This is a genomic window from Paracoccus sp. (in: a-proteobacteria), assembly GCF_030538495.1.
Classification (GTDB): Bacteria; Pseudomonadota; Alphaproteobacteria; order Rhodobacterales; family Rhodobacteraceae; genus Paracoccus.
Map to the genome: position 1 here is coordinate 81061 of NZ_JAUNTW010000006.1, position 23758 is coordinate 104818.

Consider the following 23758-nt stretch of genomic DNA (forward strand, 5'->3'; position numbering starts at 1 on the left):
GCCCTTTGGGTGCTTGCGTGGGGCGCGTCAGGCGCATGATCAGCAATATCACCGCGCCGATGGCAACCGTGGTTAGCGGGACAGAAGCGCGTCGGCAACGCGCCCGCGCATCGGCAATGATGTTCCGATCGCCGTCTAGATGCAGGCGCATCGCCCTGACAATTGGCCATGAAAAAAGGGCGGCACAACGACCGCCCTTTGGGGTGCTTGCGTGGGCCGTGTCAGGCGCATGATCAGCAATATCACCGCGCCGATGGCAACCGTGGTTAGCGGGACAGAAGCGCGTCGGCAACGCGCCCGCCCCATCGGCAATGATGCTCAGATCGCCGCTTAGGTGTCTGCGCACCGCCCTGACAATCGGTCATGAAAAAAGGGCGGCACAACGACCGCCCTTTGGGTGCTTGCGTGGGCGCGTCAGGCGCATGATCAGCAATATCACCGCGCCGATGGCGAACGTGGTTCGCGGGACAGGCGCCGACGGCAACGCGCCCGCGCATCGGCAATGATGTTCGGATCGCCGCTTAGGTGCAGGCGCACCGCCCTGACAATCAGCCATGAAAAAAGGGCGGCACAACGACCGCCCCCTTTATCATCTGCCTGGCCCGCGTCAGGCGCGGCGCACCAGACGCATGATGACCAGCAAAATCACCGCGCCGATGGTGGCAAAGATGATCTGACCGATGGTCGAACCGCTGGCACCAATGGCAATACCGGTCAGCGGGAACAGGAAAGCCGCGATGACCGCGCCCACGATGCCGACCACGATGTTCATGACGACGCCCTGGCCTTCGCCTTTAACGATCTGACCGGCCAGCCAGCCCGCGATTGCACCAATGATCAGCGCCCAAACCAAACCCATGATGATATCCTTTCATAATTGTGACGCGCCCCGGCGCGCGATTGCCATGTCAACATTCCAAGCGGCGCAGTTGTTCCCTGCTGACCAAAAATTGATGCGGAAATCTGCGGACTCGGGGCGTGATTTATGCCACAAGCCCGCCAATTCCCGGCAAATTGTGCCGGAACCCTTGACGCCTGCGGCCCGTTTGGCTGATTGGAACGATAACGACGCGCCCCTTGGGGTGATGTTGAAACGAATCTGCTGCGACCTCGTGGCGCGATCCGCGCGGGGTTCATGAAAGGAATACGCCAAGATGCGCCTTGCTTCTTTGTTGACGGCTGTGGCTTTGGGGGTTGCGGCTTGTGGTCCGACCCAACAGGCGACGCCTCCGTCGGTGCAACAGCCCGCAACACTGCCCGCGATTTATCAGGCGCGGGTCGATACCGGCCCGAATGGTGAACGTATTGATATTCCGGCGGTTCGTCTGGCCTATCTGAACGAACGCAACAGCCGCCAGCTGGTTGCCTATAACGGGTCCGAACGCCCGGGCACGATCGTGGTCGATCCCTATGCGCGCGTGTTGTATCACGTTCAGGCGGGCGGTCAGGCGATGCGTTACGGGGTGGCCGTGGGCCGTGCTGGCACCGGCTTTGAAGGCACCGCGACCATTGCCCGCAAAGCAAGCTGGCCCGCATGGCGTCCGACCGACAACATGATCCGCACGCAGCCGGAACTTTATGCGCAGTTCCGTGGCGGTCTGACCGGCGGGATGCACAACCCCTTGGGGTCGCGCGCGCTGTATCTGTATCAGGGCAGCCGCGACACCTATTATCGGATTCACGGCACGATGGATCCGTCGTCGATTGGTAAAGCGACCTCGGCCGGGTGTATCCGCCTGTTCAACCAAGACGTGATGGACCTGTTCGAACAGGTGCCGAACGGCACGACCGTGGTTGTGCGCGGCCCCGCGGAAAGCCGCCGCATGGAAGGCCCGATGATCGAAACCCCCGAAGGTTACGTCATCCCCGCGTCGGAAATGGCGCAGGCGACGGGTCAGCCGGTCGTTGCGCCCGCCCCGCAGGCTCTGGCACCCACGCCGGTGGCGCAGCCCGCAAACCCCTATGGCGTGGATGCCTTTGCGACCGCGACCCCGGTTGTGACGGACCCGTTCGCGACCGCTGCTTTTGTGTCTCCGGTCGAAAGCGCGGTTCCCGCCCGCTGATCGGTTTGATCCCGACGTCAGGCCCCGGCAGCGCGTCCGGGGCCTTTTTCGTTGCACTATCTGTCATTTTGCGGCATGTGCGCGGCATTATTCATCTTCAGCGGACTGCATACCATGCCCCAAGACCCCAGCACGATTCAGCAATTGGACACGCAAAGCCGCCAGCCTGCCCTGGGGGCGCTGTCGGATGGCGATCTGTATGGCCTGCTGGCCGAGATCGCCCAAGTGGACACCGCTGATCTGAATCCCGATGATCAGAAACTGATCGCGGGCGCGCTGCGTCGTGCGACCGCCGAACGGCGCAAACGCAAACTGCCCGCGCCGTCGGATGCGGATGCGTCGGGCTCGGCCAAACCGGCGGTTGCAGCGCCCGCGCGCAAACCGGCGGATCGCAAAGCCGCCGATGCGCGCAAAACCGATCAGCGCACCGAACCGCGCCGCGTGACGCAACCGGCCAAGGCCGCCGCGCCCTCGGACGACGCCGCCCGCGAGGAACGCCGCGCCGCCCGCCGCGCCGAAAATCAGGCCAAGCGCCAAGCCGAAAAAGAGGCCCGCATCGCCGCCCGCAAAGCCGCCAAAGAGGCCGAGCGTGAGGAACGCCGCGCCGCCCGCAAGGCGGAAAACCGCGCCGCGCGTCAGGCCGACAAACAGGCCGCCGAAAAACCCGCCAAAGCCGACAAACCGGCGGACGCCAAGCCTGCGAAAAAGAAAACCGGCAAGAAATCGGACAAAAAGGGCTGATCCGATGGCCGGATGCGCGGGGCAATCATGGACCGGGCGCATCCGGGCCGCCTGTGTGGCGGTGATGATGCTGGCGGGTGGGGCAGGTGCCTATCCGGCGATTGACGCCCATCACGGACGCCCCGCGCCGCGCGTATCGGATGATGTGCGCTGTTCCGACAATGGCCGCGACTGCATTCGCCGCGCGCATTACGTCACCGATGTCTGCACCATGATTGAACGCAACGCCGCCGAACATGGGCTGGACCCGGCCTTTGTCGCGCGGCTGTTGTGGAAAGAAAGCCGGTTTGAACCATCGGCCATCAGCCCCGCTGGCGCGCAGGGGATTGCGCAATTCATGCCCGGCACGGCGGATTTGTATCGGCTGGATGACCCGTTCAATCCCGCGCAGGCGATCCATAAAGCGTCGTGGTATCTGCGCCTGCTGACGGATCGGTTCGGCAATATCGGGCTGGCGGCGGTCGCCTATAACGGTGGCGAAAACCGGGCGGCGCGGTTTGTCGCGCAGCAAACGACGCTGCCCTTTGAAACTATTGATTATGTTGAATCCATCACCGGGTTCAGCGCGCATCGCTGGCGCGACAATCCCCCGGCGGATAGCGAACTGAAACTGGCGCTGTCGCGGGATCACGATTTTCACCCCGCCTGTGTCGAACTGGCCGGAAACCGGACCTTGCGCGAATTCAACACCCAGCCGCGTGTCTTTCCGTGGGGCGTGATTTTGGCCAGCCATCCCAGCCAATCGGGCGCGGCGCAACAGGTCGCGCGCCTGAACCGCACCCTGCGCCCGATTATGGATGACGGCACGCAGGTTGGTTACGTCCGCAAACGGCTGACGGGGAATCCGCGTCCGGTCTATACCGCGCAGATCGGCTATGAATCGCGCGCCCGCGCCAATGCGTTTTGCGCCCGGTTCCAAAGCATGGGCGGGCGCTGCATCGTGTTGAAAAACTAAACCGAGATCGCGCCCGATTGCAGCGCATCGCGCAAGGCATCGACCGCCCCGGCCAGTTTTTCGTCAATGATATGCAGGTATTGCGTCCAGTCGGCCATCTGCCCGGTCAATTCATGCGCGCCGTCGGACACCCCCCGCAGCCCGATCAGCGGAATGTCAAACCGCATGGCCGCGCGCAGATGGGCGAAGGTCTCCATATCCACCATATCCTGCGCAATCGGGGCATAGCCCGCGCCGCTGACGATGCTGGCCCCGGTGGCCAGCGTGGCCGTGGGCAGGCCGGGGATGCGATGCGGCACATCCACCACAGCGGGCAAATCCAGCAGCGGCGTAACCCCGCGTTCAAACCCCAATGCCGACGCATCCATATCGCGATAGGCGACGGCGGAAATCTGATACAGCCCCGTCTGTTCCAACCGCGCGGACCCCGCCGATCCCAGCGACACGATCAGGCGCGGGCGGTCGTCCCCGGTCATCGCGGACAGGGCGGCGGTCAGGGTCACGGCCCCTTCCACCGGGCCAATGCCGGTCATCAGCGGCGTGATCCGCGACCGCAAAGCGGGGCCATATTCCGCATCCGCCGCCATCACGAACAGCACCGGCACCCCGGCAATCACATCTGCGCGCATCATCGCCCCCCTGTTTGACAGGTCGGGGGTGGCATGGCGGGGGCGTGGGCGCAATCCCCCTTGCACGGGCGCGGGATGCTGTGGCAGGGGTTGGCCATGACCACGATACGCGATCTGTATTCTGCCCGCGCCGCGTCCGGCGATCTGCGCCCTGATCCGGCGCAACAGGCGGTGCTGCCTGAACTGGACCGGGTGTTAACCGACATGACCACGGCCCCCGCGCCCCAGCCTGCGAAATCGCGTGGCTGGCGGTCGATTTTCGGGGGCGGGTCCGCGCCGGCTCCGGTTGCGGGGGTCAGGGGGCTGTATCTGTGGGGCGGAGTCGGGCGCGGCAAATCCATGCTGATGGACCTGCTGGCGGATGCCGCAACCGCGCGCGGCATCACCAACCGCCGCGTGCATTTCCACGAATTTATGCAGGAAATTCAGGCCGGTTTGGAACAAGCCCGCCTGCGCGGTGAACAGGACACGGTGCGCCCGGTGGCTATGGCTGTTGCGGCGCAGGTGCGGCTGTTGTGCTTTGACGAAATGCAGATCACCGATATTGCCGATGCGATGATCGTGGGGCGGCTGTTTCAGGTGCTGTTTGAACAGGGCGTTGTGGTCGTCACCACATCGAACCGAGTGCCTGAGGATCTGTATAAAAACGGCCTGAACCGTCCGTTATTCCTGCCCTTTATCGCGCTGATCCGGGACCGCATGGCGGTGATCTGTCTGGACAGCGATACCGACCACCGGCAAAACCGGCTGGCGGGCGGTCAGGTCTGGTTCAGCCCCGCCAATGCCGATGCGGCACGCGCTTTGGATGATATTTGGGCCGATCTGACGGGCGACGCCGCGCTGACGCATGGGTCGTTTACGGTCAAGGGCCGTCAGGTGCATCTGCCCGCTTTGTCGGGCCGGGTGGCGCGTGCGGGGTTCTGGGATCTGTGCGGTCAGGCGCTTGGCCCCGCCGATTATCTGGAACTGGCGCGGCGCGTCGATGTGCTGATCCTGGACGAAATCCCCCGCCTCGGCGTGTCGAACTACAACGAGGCGAAACGCTTCGTCACCCTGATCGACGCGCTGTATGAGGCGCGCGTGCGTCTGATCGCGTCGGGCGCGGATGACCCGGAACGGCTCTATAACGAAGGCACCGGCAGTTTCGAATTTGAACGCACCGCCAGCCGGTTGCGTGAAATGCAGGACGCGGACTGGGGCCAGCCGCAGGGCTGACCCCGCATCGGTCATTCGCGCAGCCGCCACCCGGTCGCAAAGATCCAGCGGATGATCCCCATACAGACCACCACCATCAGCCCCACAGCCGCCAGCGACACCCCCACCGGCACATCGGCCAGCCCGAAAAACGACCAGCGAAACCCGGAAATCAGATACAAAACCGGGTTCAGTTTCGCCACGGCTTCCCAGAACGGGGGCAGCATATTGGCGGAATAAAACGCCCCGCCCAAAAACACCAAGGGCGTGATGACCATCATCGGCACGATCTGCAACTGTTCAAACGACTTGGCCCACAGCCCGATGATGAACCCCAACAGGCTGAAGCCCAAAGCCGACAGAAACAAAAACGCCAGCATCCAGAACGGGTGCAGAATATGCACCCCGACAAAGGCAAAGCTGGTCAGCAAAATAATCAGCGCGATCAGCACCGCCTTGGCGGCAGCGGCACCGACGAACCCCATCGTCACCTCGACCCAACCCACCGGCGACACCAGATATTCGTAAATCGTGCCGCTGAATTTCGGGAAATAGATGCCGAAGGACGCATTGCTGACCGATTGTTGCAGCACCGTCAGCATCATCAGCCCCGGCACGATGAACGCGCCATAGGCCACGCCTTCGACCGATTGAATCCGCCCGCCAATCGCCGCGCCAAAGACGACGAAATACAGCACCGTGGACAAAACCGGCGATGCCAGCGATTGCCAGATCGTGCGGAAAAACCGCGCCATTTCGTGGTTGAAAATCGCGCCCGCGCCGCGCCAGTTGATGCCGGTCATGCTTTGCCCCCTTCGCCGTCCACCAGGGCGATGAACACTTCTTCCAGTGATGATTGCCGGGTGGCCACGTCGCGCACGGTCAGCCCCTGCGCCGCCAGATCGCCCAACAGCCGCGCAATGCCGGTGCGTTCGGCCCGCGTGTCGTAATCAAAGACCAAAGCCCGCCCGCCATCCGCCAGCACCAGCCCGCGCCCGTCTAATGCGGGCGGGATCGCATCCAGCGGCTGATCCAGTTCGATGGTCAGGGTTTTCTTGCCAAATTCGCCCATCAATTCAGCGGTCGGTTTGACCAGCAGCAACTGACCTTTGTTGATCACACCGATGCGGTCGGCCATTTCCTCGGCCTCTTCCAGATAATGCGTCGTCAGGATAATGGTCACGCCTTCGCGACGCAGATCGCCCACGACCTGCCACATTTCGCGGCGCAGCGCGACATCCACGCCTGCGGTCGGTTCGTCCAGAAACAACACCTTGGGTCGGTGGGCCAGAGCCTTGGCGATCAGAACGCGCCGCTTCATCCCGCCCGACAATTCGCGCGTCGCGGCATCGCGTTTGTCCCACAAGGCTAAGGCGCGCAAAATCCGTTCGATATAGGCGTCATCCGCCCCCATCCCATACAAACCACGGGTAAACCGAACGGTGTTGATCACCTTTTCAAACGGCTCTAACGCGATTTCCTGCGGCACCAGCCCGATCAGCCGCCGCGCGGCGCGCCAATCGGTGCGGATGTCATGCCCACCCACGCGCACCGTGCCGCCCGTAGGAACGACCAAGCCGCAAATCGTTGAAATCAGGGTCGTTTTCCCCGCGCCATTCGGCCCCAGAAGCGCGATAATTTCGCCTTCGTTGATGGTCAGGGATACGCGGTCCAATGCCTTGGTCCCGCTGTCATACTGTTTGGACAGGTTGTCCACCTGAATAATCGCGGCCATCTGCCCCTCATCTGTTCATTGTGCCGCAGATAGGCACGGGCGCGTGATCTTACCAGCCCCGACCGGCACGAATCCGCGACCTATTTCTGTGCGCAAAAGGTCACGCCGTGAGTATTTTTGCACAGAAGAAACGGCAGGGCCGCGCCCATTATCTTCTGTGCGCAAATATCCTCTGGGGGTCCGGGGGGCGAAGCGCCCCCGGCGGTCGCGGGACGCAATCACACGGTCAGAAGGTAACCTCGACCCCCGGCAGGCGCAGTTCGGCGATCAGGTCGCGCAGTTCCTGACGCGCGGCGATGTTGGACATGGACAATTGTTCGGTGCCGATGTCCTTCAGGTCCAGCAAAGTCAGCCCGCGCGGGAACAGTTCGCGGAAAATCACCCGTTCGGAAAAACCCGGCGCGACGCGGAACCCGATGCGTTTGGACAGCGTCGCCAAGGCGCCGCCGACTTTGCGTTTGTTGTGCATCGCCTGCGTTCCCAGACGGTTGCGCAGCACCAGCCAGTCGATGGGACCGGCGCCTGCTTCTCCGCGCATCTGGCGGGCGGACCACACCATTTCGGCATAGATCGACGGCCCCAGCACCTTGCCTTCGGGTGACATGCGGGCCAGCAGGTCGAAATCGACAAAGCTGTCATTCAGCGGCGTGATCAGCGTGTCGGCCAGCGTATGCGCCATCTGGCTCAGCTTGGTATGCGACCCCGGACAGTCCAGCAGGATGAAATCCGATTGCGGTTCCAGCACCTCCAGAGCAGGCGTCAGCGGATCGCCCCCGTCGCCCAATTCGCCCAAAATCGGGGTCGGCAAATCCAGGCCCTGCCGCGCCATGAACGCCATGCGGTTTTCCAGATAGCGGCCAAAGCTGCGCTGCCGCACATCCAGATCCAGCCCCGACACGCGATGCCCCATGCGCGCCAAAGCCGTCGCCACATGCATCGAGGTGGTGGATTTCCCCGACCCACCCTTTTCATTGCCCACAACGATAATATGCGCCACGGTGGCCCCTTATCCCGATTTTGCGCGGACACTAACGGTTGCGTGAACGGATGAAAAGCGGGGCGGCGCAGATCGCGGCGCGGCTGCGCTTTCTGTGCCGCAGGGTCGCGCCGGGGAACGAACACCCCCAGACAGGCCGGGTTGGGGAACGCCCTTTCTTTAATCACGACATTTCAGATCGATTTTTTCTGTTGCAATACACGACTGATCGTGTCGTAATAAACCAGAAGCCCCATACGGGCGACAGGAGGAAACGACATGACCCCGAATCTGATCACCGGCCTTGTGCCTTATCCCGCCTTCCCGATCCCGGCCGAGCTTCTGACCGACCCGCAGGACACGGCGCCGGATTACGCCACCGTTGTTCTGGGCAGTCGCCGCACCGCGCAAGGGCCGGTTCTGCGCCGCCATTTCGACGGGCGGATCACCATTGACGCGGGCGGTCAGCCGATCACCGGCCTGCCCGTCTCGGCCGCGCCGCGCGGGCGCAGCCTGTGGGAACGCCTGACCAGAGCTTAACGCGCGGGCAATTCGGCCAAGATGGCCTGCGCCGCCGCGCGCGGATCGGCGGCTTGCCAGATGGGGCGGCCCACCACGATATGATCGACGCCCGCCGCGATTGCTGCGGCGGGGGTCTCGACCCGTTTCTGATCGCCCAGATCGGCGCCTGCGGGGCGCACACCCGGCGTGATGATCAGCCGTGATCCCGGCAGGGCGCGGATCGCCGCCGCCTCGCGCGGGGAACAGATGATGCCGTCCGCGCCCGCATCAAAGGCCCGCGCCGCGCGTTCCACCGTCAGATCGTGCAGATCACCCGGCGCGATCATCGCCGCATCCAGATCGGCCCGGTCCAGCGATGTCAGAATCGTCACGCCCAGAATCTTCATATTCGATCCCGCCGCGCCCTGTTTTGCGGCGCGCACGACATGCGGGTCGCCATGCACGGTCAGGAAATCCAGATCAAATTGCGCCAGCCCACGCACAGCGGATTCGACCGTCGCGCCGATGTCAAACAGCTTCATATCCAGAAAGATGCGCTTGCCGTGTTCCTGTTTCAATTCATTGGCCAGCGCCAGACCGCCCCCGGTCAGCATCCCCAGCCCGATTTTGTAGAACCCGACCGCATCGCCCAGACGTTCGGCCAAATCCAGCCCCGCCACCGCATTCGGCACATCCAGCGCCACAATCAGCCGATCATCCATCTGTTTACCCCGCGTTAATCTGTGCGTGATATGGCACAAGGCGGGCGGTCTTGAAACCCCGTGCCACGCCCCGCATCATAGCGCAAAGAAAGGATAGGATATGACCCGTTTCACCGACATTTTGCGCGACGAAAATCAACCCGCCTGGGACCGCGCCGTGACGCATGAATTCGTGCAGGGCGTCTATGATGGCAGCGTGCCGGACGCCGCCATGGCGCGGTATCTGGTGCAGGATCACCGGTTTCTGGACAGCTTTCTGGCGTTACTGGGTGGGGCCATGGCCACGGCGGACAGCACGGCGGCGCGGCTGCGTCTGGGGCAGTTTGTCGGCATGGTGTCCACCACGGAAAACACCTATTTTCTGCGATCCTTTGACGCTTTGGGCGTGACGCAGGCGGCCCGTGACGCCACGCCCGACGCCGCCCCCACCACCGGGTTTTCCAACCTGATGCGCGAAGCGGCGATCAGCGGTTCCTATGCCGCGTGTTTGTCGGTGCTGAATGTGGCCGAATGGCTGTATCTGGATTGGGCCAGCCGCGCGCCGCAGCCTCTGCCCGATAATTTCGTTCATGCCGAATGGATCACGCTGCACGACAACCCCGATTTCCGCGATTTCGTGGCGTTTTTGCGCGCCGAACTGGACCGGGTCGGCCCGCAAGATGCCGAAACCTGTCGCGATTTCTTTGGCCGCGCGGTAAAGCTAGAAAATGATTTCTTTGATATGGCGATGACCGATGCAGTTTAACATCACCGTCCAACGTGACCCTGACGACCCGAAATCCGCCCCCCTGACCGTGGGCTGGCTGCGCGCGACCGACAAAGGCGGGGTGCTGTATGACCCGCCCGAACGGGTGATCTTTCGCGCCCCGAACCGCAGCCACGCGAAATCGGCCAGCCGCTGCCCCGCGGTGATTGCGCTGGAAAGCCGGTATTTCATGGTCAAATGTCCCTTTGATCTGCATATCGGGTTCACGCGCGACGAACAGGGGCGCGCCGTGCTGGTCAATCGCGCGGGACAGGCGGGCGCGGTTCGCACGAACAAACTGAACGAAGTTCTCAGCCTGGTTGCCGAACAGGAATGGCGTTACCCCGACCGGCCCACGGTGCAGCTGACGCTGCCCTATATCTTTGTCGCGGATGAGCTGGTTTATATGACGCAACTGGATGCGTTCGCGCATTACCGCCGCCAGCCGCTGCCGGGGACGATCTTTGGCGGGCGGTTCCCGATCAATCTGTGGCCGCGTCAGATCATGTGGGCGTTCGAATGGCACGAACCCGAACGCGACCTGATCCTGCGCCGGGGCGACCCGCTGTTCTATGTCCAGTTCGAAGGCGACAACCCCGAACGCGCCGTGCAATTGGTGCAGGCGGAACGGACGCCGGAACTGGAATCCTATATCGAACATGTCGCGGGGGCCGTGAATTACGTCAATCAGACCTTCAGCCTGTTCAAAGCCGCCGAGGCCGCGCGCCCCGCCCAACTGGTGACGCCAAAATCGCGGGGCTGACCCCTTGCGACCGGGTCGGGCGATGAACACATATCGACCGAAGGCCACAGGGCCGCGTGCTGCACTGGCGGGCGCGGCCAAACGGGCGCTTATGGAGGTTATGATATGAATATGGAAAAATTCACCGAACGGTCGCGCGGTTTCTTGCAGGCGGCCCAGACCATCGCCATTCGCGAAGGGCAACAGCGCGTTGTCCCCGAACATCTGTTGAAGGCACTGATGGATGACGATCAGGGGCTGGCGTCGAATCTGATCACCCGGTCCGGCGGCGATGCTGCGGCGGTCCGCGCGGCGGTCGATCAGGCCGTGGCGAAACTGCCTCGCGTGTCGGGCGGCGGCGGGCAGGTCTATGTGGACCCGTCCATGGTCCGCGTTCTGGACGAGGCCGAAAAGATTGCAAAACAGGCGGGCGACAGCTTTGTTCCCGCCGAACGCATCCTGATGGCACTGGCAGTTGTGAACACGAACGCCAAGGATGCCTTGGACGCGGGCGGGGTCACGGCGATGAAACTGAACGCCGCGATCAACGACATTCGCAAAGGCCGCACCGCCGACACCGCTTCCGCCGAAGACAGCTATGAAGCCCTGTCGAAATACGCCCGCGACCTGACCGAGGCCGCCGAACAAGGCAAGATCGACCCCATCATCGGCCGGGATGAAGAAATCCGCCGCGCCATGCAGGTTCTGTCACGGCGCACGAAAAACAACCCTGTTCTGATCGGGGAACCCGGCGTCGGCAAAACCGCGATCGCCGAAGGTCTTGCGCTGCGCATCGTCAACGGCGATGTGCCGGAATCGCTGCGCAACAAAAAACTGATGGCTTTGGATATGGGCGCGCTGATTGCGGGCGCGAAATATCGCGGCGAATTTGAAGAACGGCTGAAATCGATCCTCAAGGAAATCGAAAACGCTGCGGGCGAGATTATCCTGTTCATCGACGAACTGCATGTGCTGGTCGGCGCGGGCAAAACCGATGGCGCCATGGACGCGGCCAACCTGATCAAACCGGCGCTTGCGCGAGGCGAACTGCATTGCGTCGGTGCCACCACGCTGGACGAATACCGCAAATATATCGAAAAAGACGCGGCCCTTGCCCGCCGGTTCCAGCCGGTTCTGATCGAACAACCGACGGTCGAGGACACGATTTCCATCCTGCGCGGCATCAAGGAAAAATACGAACTGCATCACGGCGTGCGTATTTCCGACGCGGCTCTGGTTGCGGCGGCGGAATTGTCGAACCGCTATATCACCGACCGGTTCCTGCCGGATAAGGCCATTGATCTGGTAGACGAAGCCGCGTCCCGCCTGCGGATGGAGGTGGACAGCAAGCCCGAAGAACTGGACGCCCTGGACCGCCAGATCCTGCAAATGCAGATCGAGGCCGAGGCGCTGAAGAAAGAAGACGACGCCGCATCCCGCGACCGTCTGGAACGGCTGGAAAAAGACCTGTCGGACCTGCAACAGCGCAGCGCCGAAATGACCGCCCGCTGGCAGGCCGAACGCGACCGGCTGGAAGGCTCGCGCCACCTGAAAGAACAGCTGGACCGCGCGCGCGCCGATCTGGATCAGGCCAAACGCGAAGGCAATCTGGCCCGCGCGGGCGAATTGTCCTATGGCATCATCCCCGGTCTGGAAAAGCAGTTGGCCGACGCCGACGCCGCCGACAGCCTGATGGTCGAAGAGGCCGTGCGCCCCGAACAAATCGCCGAGGTGGTCGAACGCTGGACCGGCATCCCGACCAGCAAAATGCTGGAGGGCGAACGCGACAAGCTGTTGCAGATGGAGGCGATTCTGGGCAACCGCGTCATCGGCCAGTCCGAGGCCGTGACCGCCATTGCCCGCGCCGTCCGCCGCGCCCGCGCCGGTCTGTCGGATGAAAAGCGCCCGCTGGGATCGTTCCTGTTCCTGGGGCCGACGGGGGTTGGCAAAACCGAACTGACCAAGGCCATGGCCGAATATATGTTCGACGACGAAGACGCCATGGTTCGGATTGATATGTCCGAATTCATGGAAAAACACGCCGTTAGCCGCCTGATCGGGGCGCCCCCCGGCTATGTCGGTTACGACGAAGGCGGCGTGCTGACCGAGGCTGTCCGCCGCCGCCCCTATACCGTCATCCTGTTTGATGAGGTCGAAAAGGCGCATCCCGACGTGTTCAACATCCTGCTGCAAGTGCTGGATGACGGGCAGTTGACCGATGGTCAGGGCCGCAAGGTTGACTTCAAAAACGCGCTGATCGTGCTGACGTCGAACCTTGGGGCGCAGGCTCTGTCGCATCTGCCGGCGGATGCCGACAGCGGCGATGCCCGCGCGCAGGTGATGGAGGCCGTGCGCGGCCATTTCCGCCCCGAGTTTCTGAACCGGCTGGACGAAATCATCATCTTCCGCCGTCTGACGCGCGACAATATGGACGGGATCGTGCGCATCCAGCTGGCCTTGCTGGAACGCCGTCTTGCGCGGCGGAAAATCACGCTGGATCTGGATGATGCCGCGATGCACTGGCTGGCCGAACAGGGTTACGACCCGGTGTTTGGTGCGCGCCCGCTGAAACGCGTCATTCAGCGCGCCTTGCAGGATCCGCTGGCGGAAATGCTGCTGTCGGGGGATGTGCTGGACGGCCAGACCGTCACCATCAGCGCCAGCGATGACGGGCTGATCGTGGGCGACCATATCGGCCGGGCGGGCGAAAAGCTGGGCGCGGTCGGGGAAAGCCCGCGCGACCCGACCCTGCATTAACCACCTGCCACGATCAGGCCCCGGACCACCGGGGCCTGATGATCAGAACCGCGCCGCCAGCCCGACCGACAGCGTGGCCGCCCGCATCGCCGCGCCGGACGTGTCCCATGTGCCGCCATCCCGCGCGCCGCTGACGATTTCGCTGTAAACCGTATCGCCGCGACGGCGGAAATGCTGATCGTAATCGGCCTGCGCATATCCGGTCAGGCGGTCATTGATCCGGTAATCCGCGCGCAGCGTCACCCCGGCATAGGGCATCGGGTCAAACCGGCTGTCAAAACGCAGATTGCGCAGCCAGTGGAAATCGGTATCGCGCGGCGCCACGCTGACCCCGCCGCGCAAGCCCCCGCTGATCGTCCAGTCGCCCAGATCGCGCGCCGCATCGACGCCCGCGAAAATCGTCGTATGTCGCTGACGATAGGTGACGACCGCCTGCCCCGCCGGGAAGGTGCCGGTGGTGTCGCGCAGCGCGTCCTCGGAATAGACATAGCGCCCGCCATGCGCGGTCCAATCGGCGCGCACATATTTCACCCCGCCATGCAGGTTCAGGCGGGTGCCGTTTTCGGTCGTCACCTCGCGCCCGCCCGTCAGGGTGAAATCGAAATACTGGTTCAGGCGCGTATCGGGATGGGTGGACCAATCCGACCAACCCGATTTGCCGGTGCCGGTCATGAATGTGGGTTCCCAGTCGTAATCGGTCATCCGCCCCGTCTGGCCCATATTGGCGACCATCTGCCCGCCCAGCGTCCAGCCGCCATCGAACCGCCGTTTGACCCCCACGGTCACGGTCGGCACGGATGACCGCCATTCCAACAAGCTCAGCCGGTGATCGCCGTCATAGACAATCTCATCCGCGCGCAGATTGGTGACGCCGAACCCGCCCCAGACCACACGGTCAGGCGTTTCAGCCACGGCCATACCGGCCGACAGAATCAGGGAAAGGGCGCAGATCGCACGCATGAGGCACCTTTTGGTTAACGCACGCCCAGCCATGCGCCCCAGATCCGGCGCGGTCAATGCCCCTGCGTCACGGCTTGACCATGTGGACACGCCGCCTCCACACTGCGTCAACACAAGGGGAAAGACATGCTGCCGCCCATCCTGCAAAATCTTCGTATTCCGGTCGTGGCCTCGCCCATGTTTATCGTGTCGGGGCCGGAACTGGTCATCGCGCAATGCAAGGCCGGGATCGTCGGCAGCTTTCCTGCCCTGAACGCGCGCGAAGCGGCGGGCGATGCGCCCCTGCTGGATCAATGGCTGACCCGCATCACGGACGAACTGGACCGTCATAATCAGGCCAACCCCGACCGCCCCGCCGCGCCCTTTGCCGTGAACCAGATCGTGCATCGCAGCAATGCCCGGCTGGAACGCGATATCGAGATTTGCCACCGCCACCGGGTGCCGATCTGGATCACCAGCCTTGGCGCGCGCCCCGAAGTGAACGAAGCCGCCCATGACTGCGGCGGCATCGCGCTGCATGATGTGATTAACAACGCCTTTGCGCGCAAGGCGATTGACAAGGGCGCAGACGGCCTGATCGCGGTCGCCGCCGGGGCGGGTGGTCATGCCGGGGTGCAGTCGCCCTTTGCGCTGATTCAGGAAATCCGGGATTGGTTCGATGGCCCGCTGCTGCTGTCCGGGGCGATTGCCACAGGCCGCGCGGTTCTGGCGGCGCAGGTGATGGGGGCCGATCTGGCCTATATCGGCAGCCCCTTTATCGCCACGACCGAAGCCCATGCCGACCCCGCCTATAAACAGATGATCGTGGACAGCGGCGCCATGGATATTGTCAATTCCACGCTGTTCACCGGGATTGCGGGCAATTATCTGGCTCCGTCGATCCGCGCGGCGGGCATGGACCCGGACGCCTTGGGTCATGCCGACCCCTCCACCATGTCATTCGACGGCAGCAAAAGCGGCGCCAAAGCTTGGAGCCAGATCTGGGGCGCGGGCCAGGGCATCGGCGCGGTGCGCGCCGTCACCCCGGTGGCCGAGCGCGTGGATCAGCTGGCCACCGAATACGCCGCCGCCCGCGCCGCTGTGGCGGGGTTGTGAAACGCGCCCCCGACCCCATATTGGGGCAAAAGGGGGCAATATGAGTTATGAAAAAACGCGCGAAGCGGTCGAACGGCTGACGCCGGAACAATACCGCGTGACACAGGAAAACGGCACCGAACGGGCCTTTACCGGCGAATATGATCACCATTTCGAACCGGGGATTTACGTTGATATCGTGTCGGGTGAACCGCTGTTTGCCAGCGGGGCGAAATACAATTCCGGCTGCGGCTGGCCCGCCTTCACCCGCCCGATCACCGACAACGTGACCGAACATCGCGACACCAGCCACGGTATGGTCCGGGTCGAGGTGCGTTCACGCCACGCCGACAGCCATCTGGGCCATGTGTTCCCTGACGGGCCGCGCGATCAGGGCGGGATGCGGTATTGCATCAACTCGGCCGCGCTGCGCTTTGTCCCGCGCGACGACATGGCCGCGCAGGGTTATGGTGATTATCTGGATCAGGTCGGCTGACCGTCGGGGGCGGCGTCCATAGGGGGCCGCACCCCAAACACCGCGCAATACAGCGCCGGCACAAAGACCAGCGTCACCAGCGTGCCGGCGATAATCCCGCCCATCATCGAAAACGCCATCGGCCCCCAAAACACCTGACGCGAAATCGGGATCAGCGCCAGCGACGCGGCGGCGGCGGTCAGCAGAATGGGACGGGCGCGGCTGTCGGATGCCTCGAACACGGCGTCCCATTGGCTGCGGCCTTTGGTCAGCAGGACCTGAATTTCATGCACCAGAATGATGGAATTGCGGATCAAAATCCCGATCAGCGCCAAAATCCCCAAAATCGCCACAAAGCCCATCGGCACCCCGAACGGCACCAGCACCGCGACCACGCCAATCAGCCCCAAAGGTGCTGCGGCAAAGACAATCAGCGACAGCCGGAAACTTTGCATCTGCGCCATGACCAGCACCGCCATGATCAACAGCATCAGCGGCACCACGGCGGCAATCGGCGCCTGACTGTTGGCCGAATTTTCGACCGTGCCGCCCACATGGATCTGCACCGTTGGCGGCAGAGCGGCGGCATAATCCGCAACCGCCCCCGCCATGGCCGCAACCAAAGTCGCGGGCTGATCCTGACTGGCAATCCCCGCCATCACCGTGACCGTCGGCAGACCGTTGCGCTGCGCAATCAGCGGCTGTTCCGTGCCATAGGTCAGCGTCGCCAGTGCCGACAGCGGCACCGCCCAGCCCTGCGGCAAGGTCAGTTGCATATCGCGCACGGAATCCAGCGATCCGCGATCCATTTCCACGCCGCGCGCCACCACATTGATCAGGAAAATATCATCGCGCAGCTGCGTGACGATCCGGCCGCTGAACAGCGCGCTGACCGCATCGGCAATGTCCACGCCGCTGACGCCCAAAAGGCGGGCCTGATCCTGATCGACCTCCAGCCGGACCAGACGCGCCGGTTCGTTCCAGTCCAGCGAGATGTCGCGCAGCCGCGCATCCGACGACAGCACCGCCGCCAAACCTAACGCCGCGTCGCGCGTCTGGTCCGGGTCGGGGCCGGTGACGCGATATTGCACGGGTTTCCCGACCGGAGGCCCGACCTCAAGGTTTTTCACAAACACATCGGTGCCGGGAAAATCGGACACGGCCAAGCCTTCGATCTTGGCGCGCAGACGGTCGCGCGCGGCCAGATCGGGCGTTTGAATCACGATCTGCCCCATATGCGGCCCCGCCGTCGGCACATCCATGGCCAACACGAAACGCGGTGCGCCGCGGCCCACATAGGTGGTCCAGAACATCACATCCGGGTCGCCCTGCAACGCCTGTTCCAGCCGCGCAATTTCCGCATCCGCCCCCGCAATCGACAGGTTCTGACGACCGGTCACGTCGATGATCAGCTCGGTCCGGTCCGAGCTGGGGAAAAACTGCTGTTCGACGAATTGCATCGCCCAGACCGACACGCCAAACAGGCCCAACGTGGCCGCAATCGTCACCCATTTCGCCGCCATCGTCGCCCGCAACAGGCGGTGAAACCCGCGCCGCAGCCGCCCCGGCCCCGCATGATGATGCGCCATGCTGCGCGGCAAAAACGTCACGCCCAACAACGGCGCAAACAGCACCGCAACGATCCATGACAAGGACAGCGACACCGCGATCACCACGAACAGCGAAAAGGTAAATTCCCCCGCCGCCGAGTTATTCAGCCCGATGGGAATGAACCCCGCCACCGTCACCAGCGTGCCGGTCAGCATCGGAAACGCGATCGAGGTCCACGCATAACTGGCCGCCTTAGCCAGCGATTCGCCCAGTTCCAGCCGCGAGATCATGGTCTCAATCGCGATCATCGCGTCATCGACCAGCAGGCCCAGCGCAATGATCAGCGCCCCCAGCGAAATGCGTTGCAGGGTGATGCCGTAGAGGTCCATCACCACAAAGGTCATCGCCAGACACAGCGGAATCGTCAACGTCACCACCAGCCCCGCGCGCAGGCCCAGACTGACGAAACTGACCGCCAGCACGATCACGACCGCTTCGGCAAGGGCGGTGACGAAATGGCCCACGGCGTGATCCACGACATGCGGCTGATCGGCGAATTTCGCCATCTCGATCCCCACCGGCAGATCGGCGGCGATCTGCGCCATCAGCGCGTCCAGTTCCGCACCAAAGCTGATGATATTGCCGCCCGCGCGCATCGCGATTTGCAGCCCGATCGCCGGTTCGCCGTTATAGCGGAACATCTGTTGCGGCGGATCGCGATAGGCGCGGGTCACGGTCGCCACATCCGCGACATTGAAAAACCGTTCCCCCACACGCAAATTCACCGCCGAAATCGCGTCGGCGGTGTCAAACTGACCGCCAATGCGGATCATCACGCGTTCGGCCCCCGACTGGACCACCCCCGCCGGAGGGATCGCGTTTTGCTGCGCCAGCGTGGCCAGCACCTGATTCTGGTTCAGCCCCAAAGCCGCCAGACGGGCGGCGGAAAATTCCAGATGGATTTCTTCTTCCGGCACGCCCAGCAGGCCGGTTTTACCGGCTCCGGGCAGCGCGCCCACGCGTTTTCGGATCACCTCGACCTGATCGCGCAATTCGCGGGGGCTGTAACCATCACCGGTAAAGGCATAAATATTGCCGAACACGTCGCCAAAGCTGTCATTGAACTGAAAGCCCTGAAATTCCGGCGGAAATTCGTGCCGGATATCCGCCATCATATTGCGCACACGCTGCCAGACATCCTGAATATCGCGCCCGCGCACGGTGGGACGCAGCTCAAGATAGATCACGGCCTGACCGGGCATGGTGACGGACCGGGAAAAGTCCAGTTCGTCCAGTTCGTCCAGCTTATCTTCGATGCGGGTGGTCACCTGAAGCAGCGTTTCTTCGACCCCCGCACCGGGCAGAGCCGCGCCGATAACCATGGTTTTGACGGTGAATGCGGGATCTTCTTCCCGGCCCAGATTCAGGTAACTGATCGTGCCGGCAATCATCGACACGATCAGCAAAAACCACACAAAACTGCGGTGACGCAGCGCCCAGTCGGACAGGTTGAATTTCGTCATGGTTCCAGCCTGCGGCCAACAATATGACCATCTGTCAATGAGTTGACGCCCCTCAGGACGATTTCATCGCCGGGATTCAGCCCCGACAGCACCGGCACGCGTCCCGCCATTTCGGGGCCAAGCGTGACCGCAACACGCGTCACCCGCGCCTGCGCGCCGTCGCGCGTCACCCGCCAGACAAAGGCGCCGTCATCGGTGGTCATCACCGCCCGCGGGTCCAGCGACAAAGCGGGCGTATCAACCGGCCCCTGACGCGCGCGCACCAGCCCTCCCAGACGGAACGGCGCGTCGGGCGGCAGCGTCAGATACACCCGGCGCGTGCGGGTGGCGGCATCCGCGACCGGGTCGATCCGGTCCAGAACCGCCGGCACCTGCGTGTCGGCATCGTTGCGGTGCCAGACCGTGAACACGGCCCCCCGTTCCAGCGCACGCAAAGCGGGTTCGGGCAGGTCGATCACGGCCTCGCGCTGATCATAGGCGGACAGTTGCAGCACCGGCACCCCGGCGCCGACGGTGGTTCCGGGCGCTTCGAACACGGCGCTGATCACGCCATCAAAGGGGGCGGTCATGCGCGCGAACCCTTCGGCATCCTGCGCCTGAATCAGCGCCGAGCGCGCCTGTTCAACCGCCGCCGCCGCCGCCGAGGCCGCCTGCTGCGCCAGTTCCAGTTGCGCCGCCGGGGCAACGTTGCGCGCGCTGAGCGCCTGTGCGCGGTCCAAGGCGGCGCGGGCGGTGCGGTCGTTCACCTCGGCCGTGGCAAGGGCGGCGCGGGCGGCGCGCGTCACCGCCTGCAAATCATCGACGGCCAGTTCCGCCAGCAGATCACCGGCGCGCACGCGCGCGCCCACATCCACCGGGCGGGCGATCATGCGGCCCAGCGTTTCAAAGCCCAGATTCACCTGCGTACGCGACTGCACCACGCCGGGCAGCCACCGTGCTTCGATCCCGTGATCGCGGATGATGTCGGACACAACCGGGCGGGGATCGTCCCGATCATCCGCCACAGCCGGGATTCGCAGCAGCGCGACCGCCACAAGGGCCACGACCGCCGCCGCCAGCACGCTCAGCCGCCGCATCGTCATTTTGGCCCCCATGCGGTGACGGAACGGCCCGGATAGAGCCGCTGCGCGCCCTGCCCGACCACCATCTGCCCGACCGACACGCCCCCCGCCAGATAAACCAACCCGTCGCCAAATCCAGCAATATCAATTGGTTGCATCGAGACCCGGCCATCATCGCCCACAACCCACACCGCCGCGCCGCCGCCATGGCGCACCAGCGCGGTCCATGGCACGGACGGATGCACCGGATCGGGCAAGGTGACCCGCCCGCGCACCGCCGCGCCCAACAGCCCGATATCGGGATCATCCGTCAGGATCGAGGCGCGCAGATTGACCGTGCCGGTGCGCGGATCGACCAGCGGAGACACTTCGGATATGCGGGCGCGCATGGGGGGATGCGCCACATCCAGCGGCGTCAGGGCCACATCGGCCCCCAGAACATCGGCCAGAATACGGTCATCGGCCGTCTGAAACACCGCATCCAGCCCCGACAGCGCCGCCAGAGTCAGAACCGGCTGCGCCGCCGCCACCACCTGACCGGGCGCGACCGATTTCGACACGATCACCCCATCATCGGGGGCGCGCAGAACGGTATCTTCGACCGCGCGGCGGGCCTGTTGGCGCTGACTGTCAGCCTGTTCCAGTGCCGCCGCGGCCTGCGACAGCGCCTGTTCCGCGCCGTCACGCGCCGCCCGCGTCCCGGCCCCGCGCGCCAACAGCCCCGCCGCGCGGTCATTGGCCTGATCGGCCTGCGCCTGCACGGCCATTGCGGCCTGAAACCCGGCTTCGGCCACGATCAGGGCCTGTTCCTGCTGAACCGCGCTCAGCCGCGCCAAGGGCTGACCCCGCGCCACGCGATCCCCTTCGCGGACCAGCACCTGTTCGATCCGCCCGCCATAGCGAAAGCCCAGCTGGACGGTGTCGCGTGCCTGAATTGTGCCGGTCAGGGTGATGTCGGCGGACATGGCGGCATCGGTCACCGCCACAAATTCCACCCGCAAGGGATCGGCCCATGCCACGGACACCGCCCAAAACGACAGCAGCGCCAAAAACACACCCTTTACCCAGACATCGCGCATTTTTTGCCCATAGCGAACGATCTACCGGCCTTCATATGCACAATTAGCGCATGCCATAACAGCATTTTTTGCCCGCACTGCGTGACTTATTGCCTAAAACTTTAGCGACTGCCGCACGGGCCGGGTTAATCGCGGATAAACCGGCTTTCCTTGATCTGTTCCCAAGCCCAGACGACTTCGGACAGGCGGTCTTCGTCGGATCGGTCGCCGCCATTCATGTCGGGATGCAGATCCTTGACCAGCGATTTGTATTGCTTGCGGATTTCCGCGCGGGTCCAGCTGTCTTTGGCTTCCAGAATGTCCAAAGCGCGGCGTTCGGTCGGGGGCAGTTTGCGGGTCGCCTGTGCGCGGGCCTCGGGCGCGGTGCCGTTGGCGCCCAGAATTTCCAGCGGATCGCTGACGCCATGGCGTGCCCATTTCTGTTCCTGCGCCGACCGGCCAAAGGGCTGCGTCGGGCGTTCCCACACGGTCGCGTTGTCGATGAATTGCTGGAATTCTTCTTCGGACTGGCCTTGGAAATAATTCCAGTTGGCGTTGTATTCGCGGACATGTTCTTTGCAGAACCAGAAATAATCATCCAGATTGCGCGGGTTTTTCGGCGCGCGATACTGGCCGGGTTCATCGCAGCCTTCGCGTTCACACATCCGGGTTGATGTTTCAAACGCGCCGGACATGCCGCGCCGACCTTTGGTTTTCCGCTTTTTGTCCTTAGCGGCTGAAATGTCAAAGCCAAACGGGTCGTTCTTGGACATGATCGTAATACCTATGCGACTCGGAGGCAGCAGTTTAGGGTATTTTGCGAAACTTGTAAGGTCTTGACGAAAGGGAAATCACATGATCGCGGATGAAATGGCACAAAAACTGGCGGCGCTGCGCCCCACAGCGTTAGAGATCATCGACGAAAGCGAATCCCACCGGGGCCATTCGGGCTATCGCGACGGCGGGCAAAGCCATTTTCGCATCCGCATGGCCAGCCCCGATTTTGCCGGCCTGACCCGGATTCAACGGCACCGGCTGGTGCATCAGACGCTGGGCGATATTGTGCCGCGCATCCACGCGCTTGCACTGGAATTAACCGAAAGCTGAACTGTTAGCGATGTCAGGGTTGCCGCCGCCCCAAAGCCCTGCAACAAGACCCCAAAACCGTCATGAAAAGGGAAAATGCCATGACCGCGGCCACGGATTTTAACGATCGCATGTTGTCTTTGGGCCTGGCCCGCGTCAGCGAAGCGGCGGCCCATGCTTCGGCCACGCTGATCGGGCGCGGCGATGAAAAGGCCGCCGATCAGGCCGCCGTCAACGCCATGCGCGACCAGTTGAACAAGCTGGACATCAAAGGCGTGGTCGTCATCGGCGAAGGCGAACGCGACGAAGCCCCGATGCTGTATATTGGCGAAGAGGTCGGCACCGGCCAAGGCCCCGAAGTGGACATCGCGCTTGACCCGCTGGAAGGCACGACCCTGACCGCCAAGGATATGCCGAACGCGCTGACCGTGATCGCCATGGCTCCGCGCGGCACGCTGCTGCACGCGCCGGATGTGTATATGGAAAAGCTGGCTGTTGGCCCCGGCTATCCTGAAAATGTGGTCAGTCTGGATATGTCGCCCGCTGAACGCGTTCGCGCACTGGCGGCGGCGCGCGGCTGCAAAGACAGCGACATTACCGTCTGTATTCTGGAACGCCCCCGCCACGAAGACCTGATCGCCGAAGTGCGCAGCACTGGCGCGGCCATTCGCCTGATCACCGATGGCGATGTGGCGGGCGTCATCCACTGCGCCGAATCGGAACTGACCGGCATTGATATGTATATGGGCAGCGGCGGCGCCCCCGAAGGCGTGCTGGCCGCATCGGCGCTGAAATGTATGGGCGGGCAGATGTGGGGAAAACTGTTGTTCCGCAATGACGACGAACGCGCCCGCGCCGCCAAGGCCGGGATCACCGATCTGGACCGCATCTATTCCCGCGATGAACTGGTGACGGCGGATGTGATCTTTGCCGCGACCGGCGTGACCAACGGGTCCATCGTGGCGGGTGTGAAGCGCGAACCGGGTTATCTGACGACCGAAACCATCCTGATGCGGTCGAAAACCGGGTCGGTCCGCCGGATGATTTACCGCAACCCGATTAAGTGAGTTGACGGTTCGCGGGGGGGGCCAGCCCCCCCGCGAAAGGATAGGCCGGGGGCCAGCCCCCGGACCCCCGGGATATTTATGCACAAGAGATAGGGCGTGGCTGGCGCATCGGGCGGCGTTTCTGTTAGGGTGGCGCATTGTCC

23 protein-coding genes are annotated in these 23758 nt (G+C 63.5%); 12 read left to right on the top strand and 11 right to left on the bottom strand.

Annotated features, from left to right (window positions below):
• Nucleotides 1-607 precede the first annotated feature (607 nt).
• Nucleotides 608-859, bottom strand: coding sequence for a GlsB/YeaQ/YmgE family stress response membrane protein (locus Q4G20_RS07270; protein ID WP_303342759.1), 252 nt, complete (start codon nt 857-859; stop codon nt 608-610).
• 295 nt (nt 860-1154) lie between these two features.
• On the opposite strand from Q4G20_RS07270, the gene Q4G20_RS07275 reads away from it, so the two are divergent.
• The 3 genes from Q4G20_RS07275 (at nt 1155) to Q4G20_RS07285 (ending at nt 3759) form a co-directional block, all read left to right on the top strand.
• Complete coding sequence (locus Q4G20_RS07275) at nt 1155-2063, top strand: L,D-transpeptidase (protein WP_303342760.1); 909 nt, start codon at nt 1155-1157, stop codon at nt 2061-2063.
• Nucleotides 2064-2177: 114 nt separating this feature from the next.
• Complete coding sequence (locus Q4G20_RS07280; RefSeq protein ID WP_303342761.1) at nt 2178-2804, top strand: hypothetical protein; 627 nt, start codon at nt 2178-2180, stop codon at nt 2802-2804.
• A gap of 4 nt (nt 2805-2808) precedes the next feature.
• Nucleotides 2809-3759, top strand: coding sequence for a lytic transglycosylase domain-containing protein (locus tag Q4G20_RS07285; RefSeq protein WP_303342762.1), 951 nt, complete (start codon nt 2809-2811; stop codon nt 3757-3759).
• Here the strand turns inward: Q4G20_RS07285 and Q4G20_RS07290 are convergent.
• Nucleotides 3756-4391, bottom strand: coding sequence for a 5'-methylthioadenosine/S-adenosylhomocysteine nucleosidase (locus tag Q4G20_RS07290; RefSeq protein ID WP_303342763.1), 636 nt, complete (start codon nt 4389-4391; stop codon nt 3756-3758). The genes Q4G20_RS07285 and Q4G20_RS07290 overlap by 4 nt on opposite strands.
• Before the next feature lie 93 nt (nt 4392-4484).
• Here Q4G20_RS07290 and zapE point away from each other — a divergent pair, with 93 nt between their 5' ends.
• Nucleotides 4485-5603 (top strand): cell division protein ZapE, encoded by a 1119-nt coding sequence (gene zapE / locus Q4G20_RS07295; RefSeq protein ID WP_303342764.1) that lies wholly within the window; start codon nt 4485-4487, stop codon nt 5601-5603.
• Between the two features lie 11 nt (nt 5604-5614).
• On the opposite strand, the gene Q4G20_RS07300 is transcribed toward zapE, so the two are convergent.
• The 3 genes from Q4G20_RS07300 to Q4G20_RS07310 all read right to left on the bottom strand — a co-directional run bounded on the left by Q4G20_RS07300 (nt 5615) and on the right by Q4G20_RS07310 (nt 8314).
• Nucleotides 5615-6376, bottom strand: a complete 762-nt coding sequence (locus Q4G20_RS07300; protein ID WP_303342894.1) for an ABC transporter permease — start codon at nt 6374-6376, stop codon at nt 5615-5617.
• 5 nt (nt 6377-6381) lie between these two features.
• On the bottom strand, nt 6382-7317 hold the full coding sequence (locus Q4G20_RS07305; protein ID WP_303342765.1) for an ABC transporter ATP-binding protein: 936 nt from the start codon (nt 7315-7317) through the stop codon (nt 6382-6384).
• 226 nt (nt 7318-7543) lie between these two features.
• Complete coding sequence (locus Q4G20_RS07310; RefSeq protein ID WP_303342766.1) at nt 7544-8314, bottom strand: division plane positioning ATPase MipZ; 771 nt, start codon at nt 8312-8314, stop codon at nt 7544-7546.
• A 258-nt stretch (nt 8315-8572) separates the two neighbouring features.
• Here Q4G20_RS07310 and Q4G20_RS07315 point away from each other — a divergent pair, with 258 nt between their 5' ends.
• The gene (locus Q4G20_RS07315) at nt 8573-8833 is read left to right on the top strand and encodes a hypothetical protein (protein ID WP_303342767.1); all 261 of its coding nucleotides are present in this window, start codon (nt 8573-8575) and stop codon (nt 8831-8833) included.
• Here the strand turns inward: Q4G20_RS07315 and pyrF are convergent.
• Nucleotides 8830-9516: an orotidine-5'-phosphate decarboxylase gene (gene pyrF, locus Q4G20_RS07320; RefSeq protein WP_303342768.1), complete on the bottom strand. Its 687-nt coding sequence runs from the start codon at nt 9514-9516 to the stop codon at nt 8830-8832. The genes Q4G20_RS07315 and pyrF overlap by 4 nt on opposite strands.
• A gap of 100 nt (nt 9517-9616) precedes the next feature.
• On the opposite strand from pyrF, the gene Q4G20_RS07325 reads away from it, so the two are divergent.
• The 3 genes from Q4G20_RS07325 to clpB all read left to right on the top strand — a co-directional run bounded on the left by Q4G20_RS07325 (nt 9617) and on the right by clpB (nt 13760).
• Nucleotides 9617-10261, top strand: coding sequence for a TenA family protein (locus Q4G20_RS07325; RefSeq protein WP_303342769.1), 645 nt, complete (start codon nt 9617-9619; stop codon nt 10259-10261).
• Nucleotides 10251-11024, top strand: a complete 774-nt coding sequence (locus Q4G20_RS07330; RefSeq protein WP_303342770.1) for a hypothetical protein — start codon at nt 10251-10253, stop codon at nt 11022-11024. The genes Q4G20_RS07325 and Q4G20_RS07330 overlap by 11 nt, the downstream gene beginning before the upstream one ends.
• Nucleotides 11025-11129: 105 nt before the next feature.
• Nucleotides 11130-13760 (top strand): ATP-dependent chaperone ClpB, encoded by a 2631-nt coding sequence (gene clpB / locus Q4G20_RS07335; protein WP_303342771.1) that lies wholly within the window; start codon nt 11130-11132, stop codon nt 13758-13760.
• 42 nt (nt 13761-13802) lie between these two features.
• Here the strand turns inward: clpB and Q4G20_RS07340 are convergent, their stop codons facing one another.
• Nucleotides 13803-14720 (bottom strand): omptin family outer membrane protease, encoded by a 918-nt coding sequence (locus tag Q4G20_RS07340; RefSeq protein WP_303342772.1) that lies wholly within the window; start codon nt 14718-14720, stop codon nt 13803-13805.
• Between the two features lie 126 nt (nt 14721-14846).
• On the opposite strand from Q4G20_RS07340, the gene Q4G20_RS07345 reads away from it, so the two are divergent.
• Together Q4G20_RS07345 and msrB are read left to right on the top strand one after the other, a co-directional pair.
• On the top strand, nt 14847-15815 hold the full coding sequence (locus Q4G20_RS07345; RefSeq protein WP_303342773.1) for a nitronate monooxygenase family protein: 969 nt from the start codon (nt 14847-14849) through the stop codon (nt 15813-15815).
• A gap of 40 nt (nt 15816-15855) precedes the next feature.
• Nucleotides 15856-16290 carry a peptide-methionine (R)-S-oxide reductase MsrB gene (gene msrB, locus Q4G20_RS07350; RefSeq protein WP_303342774.1) on the top strand — a complete coding sequence of 145 codons (435 nt, stop codon included), beginning with the start codon at nt 15856-15858 and terminating at the stop codon, nt 16288-16290.
• Here msrB and Q4G20_RS07355 read toward each other — a convergent pair.
• The 4 genes from Q4G20_RS07355 to Q4G20_RS07370 form a co-directional block, all read right to left on the bottom strand.
• Complete coding sequence (locus Q4G20_RS07355; RefSeq protein ID WP_303342775.1) at nt 16278-19343, bottom strand: efflux RND transporter permease subunit; 3066 nt, start codon at nt 19341-19343, stop codon at nt 16278-16280. The two genes, msrB and Q4G20_RS07355, sit on opposite strands and share 13 nt — an antisense overlap.
• Nucleotides 19340-20425, bottom strand: a complete 1086-nt coding sequence (locus tag Q4G20_RS07360) for an efflux RND transporter periplasmic adaptor subunit (protein WP_303342776.1) — start codon at nt 20423-20425, stop codon at nt 19340-19342. The genes Q4G20_RS07355 and Q4G20_RS07360 overlap by 4 nt, the downstream gene beginning before the upstream one ends.
• Complete coding sequence (locus Q4G20_RS07365) at nt 20422-21483, bottom strand: efflux RND transporter periplasmic adaptor subunit (protein WP_303342777.1); 1062 nt, start codon at nt 21481-21483, stop codon at nt 20422-20424. The genes Q4G20_RS07360 and Q4G20_RS07365 overlap by 4 nt, the downstream gene beginning before the upstream one ends.
• Nucleotides 21484-21608: 125 nt before the next feature.
• Nucleotides 21609-22235 carry a DnaJ domain-containing protein gene (locus Q4G20_RS07370; protein WP_303342778.1) on the bottom strand — a complete coding sequence of 209 codons (627 nt, stop codon included), beginning with the start codon at nt 22233-22235 and terminating at the stop codon, nt 21609-21611.
• An 82-nt stretch (nt 22236-22317) separates the two neighbouring features.
• Here Q4G20_RS07370 and Q4G20_RS07375 point away from each other — a divergent pair, with 82 nt between their 5' ends.
• Together Q4G20_RS07375 and glpX are read left to right on the top strand one after the other, a co-directional pair.
• Nucleotides 22318-22569 carry a BolA family transcriptional regulator gene (locus tag Q4G20_RS07375; protein WP_303342779.1) on the top strand — a complete coding sequence of 84 codons (252 nt, stop codon included), beginning with the start codon at nt 22318-22320 and terminating at the stop codon, nt 22567-22569.
• 80 nt (nt 22570-22649) lie between these two features.
• Entirely contained in the window at nt 22650-23615 is a 966-nt protein-coding gene (gene glpX, locus Q4G20_RS07380; RefSeq protein ID WP_303342780.1) for a class II fructose-bisphosphatase, read from the top strand.
• Nucleotides 23616-23758: the final 143 nt, after the last annotated feature.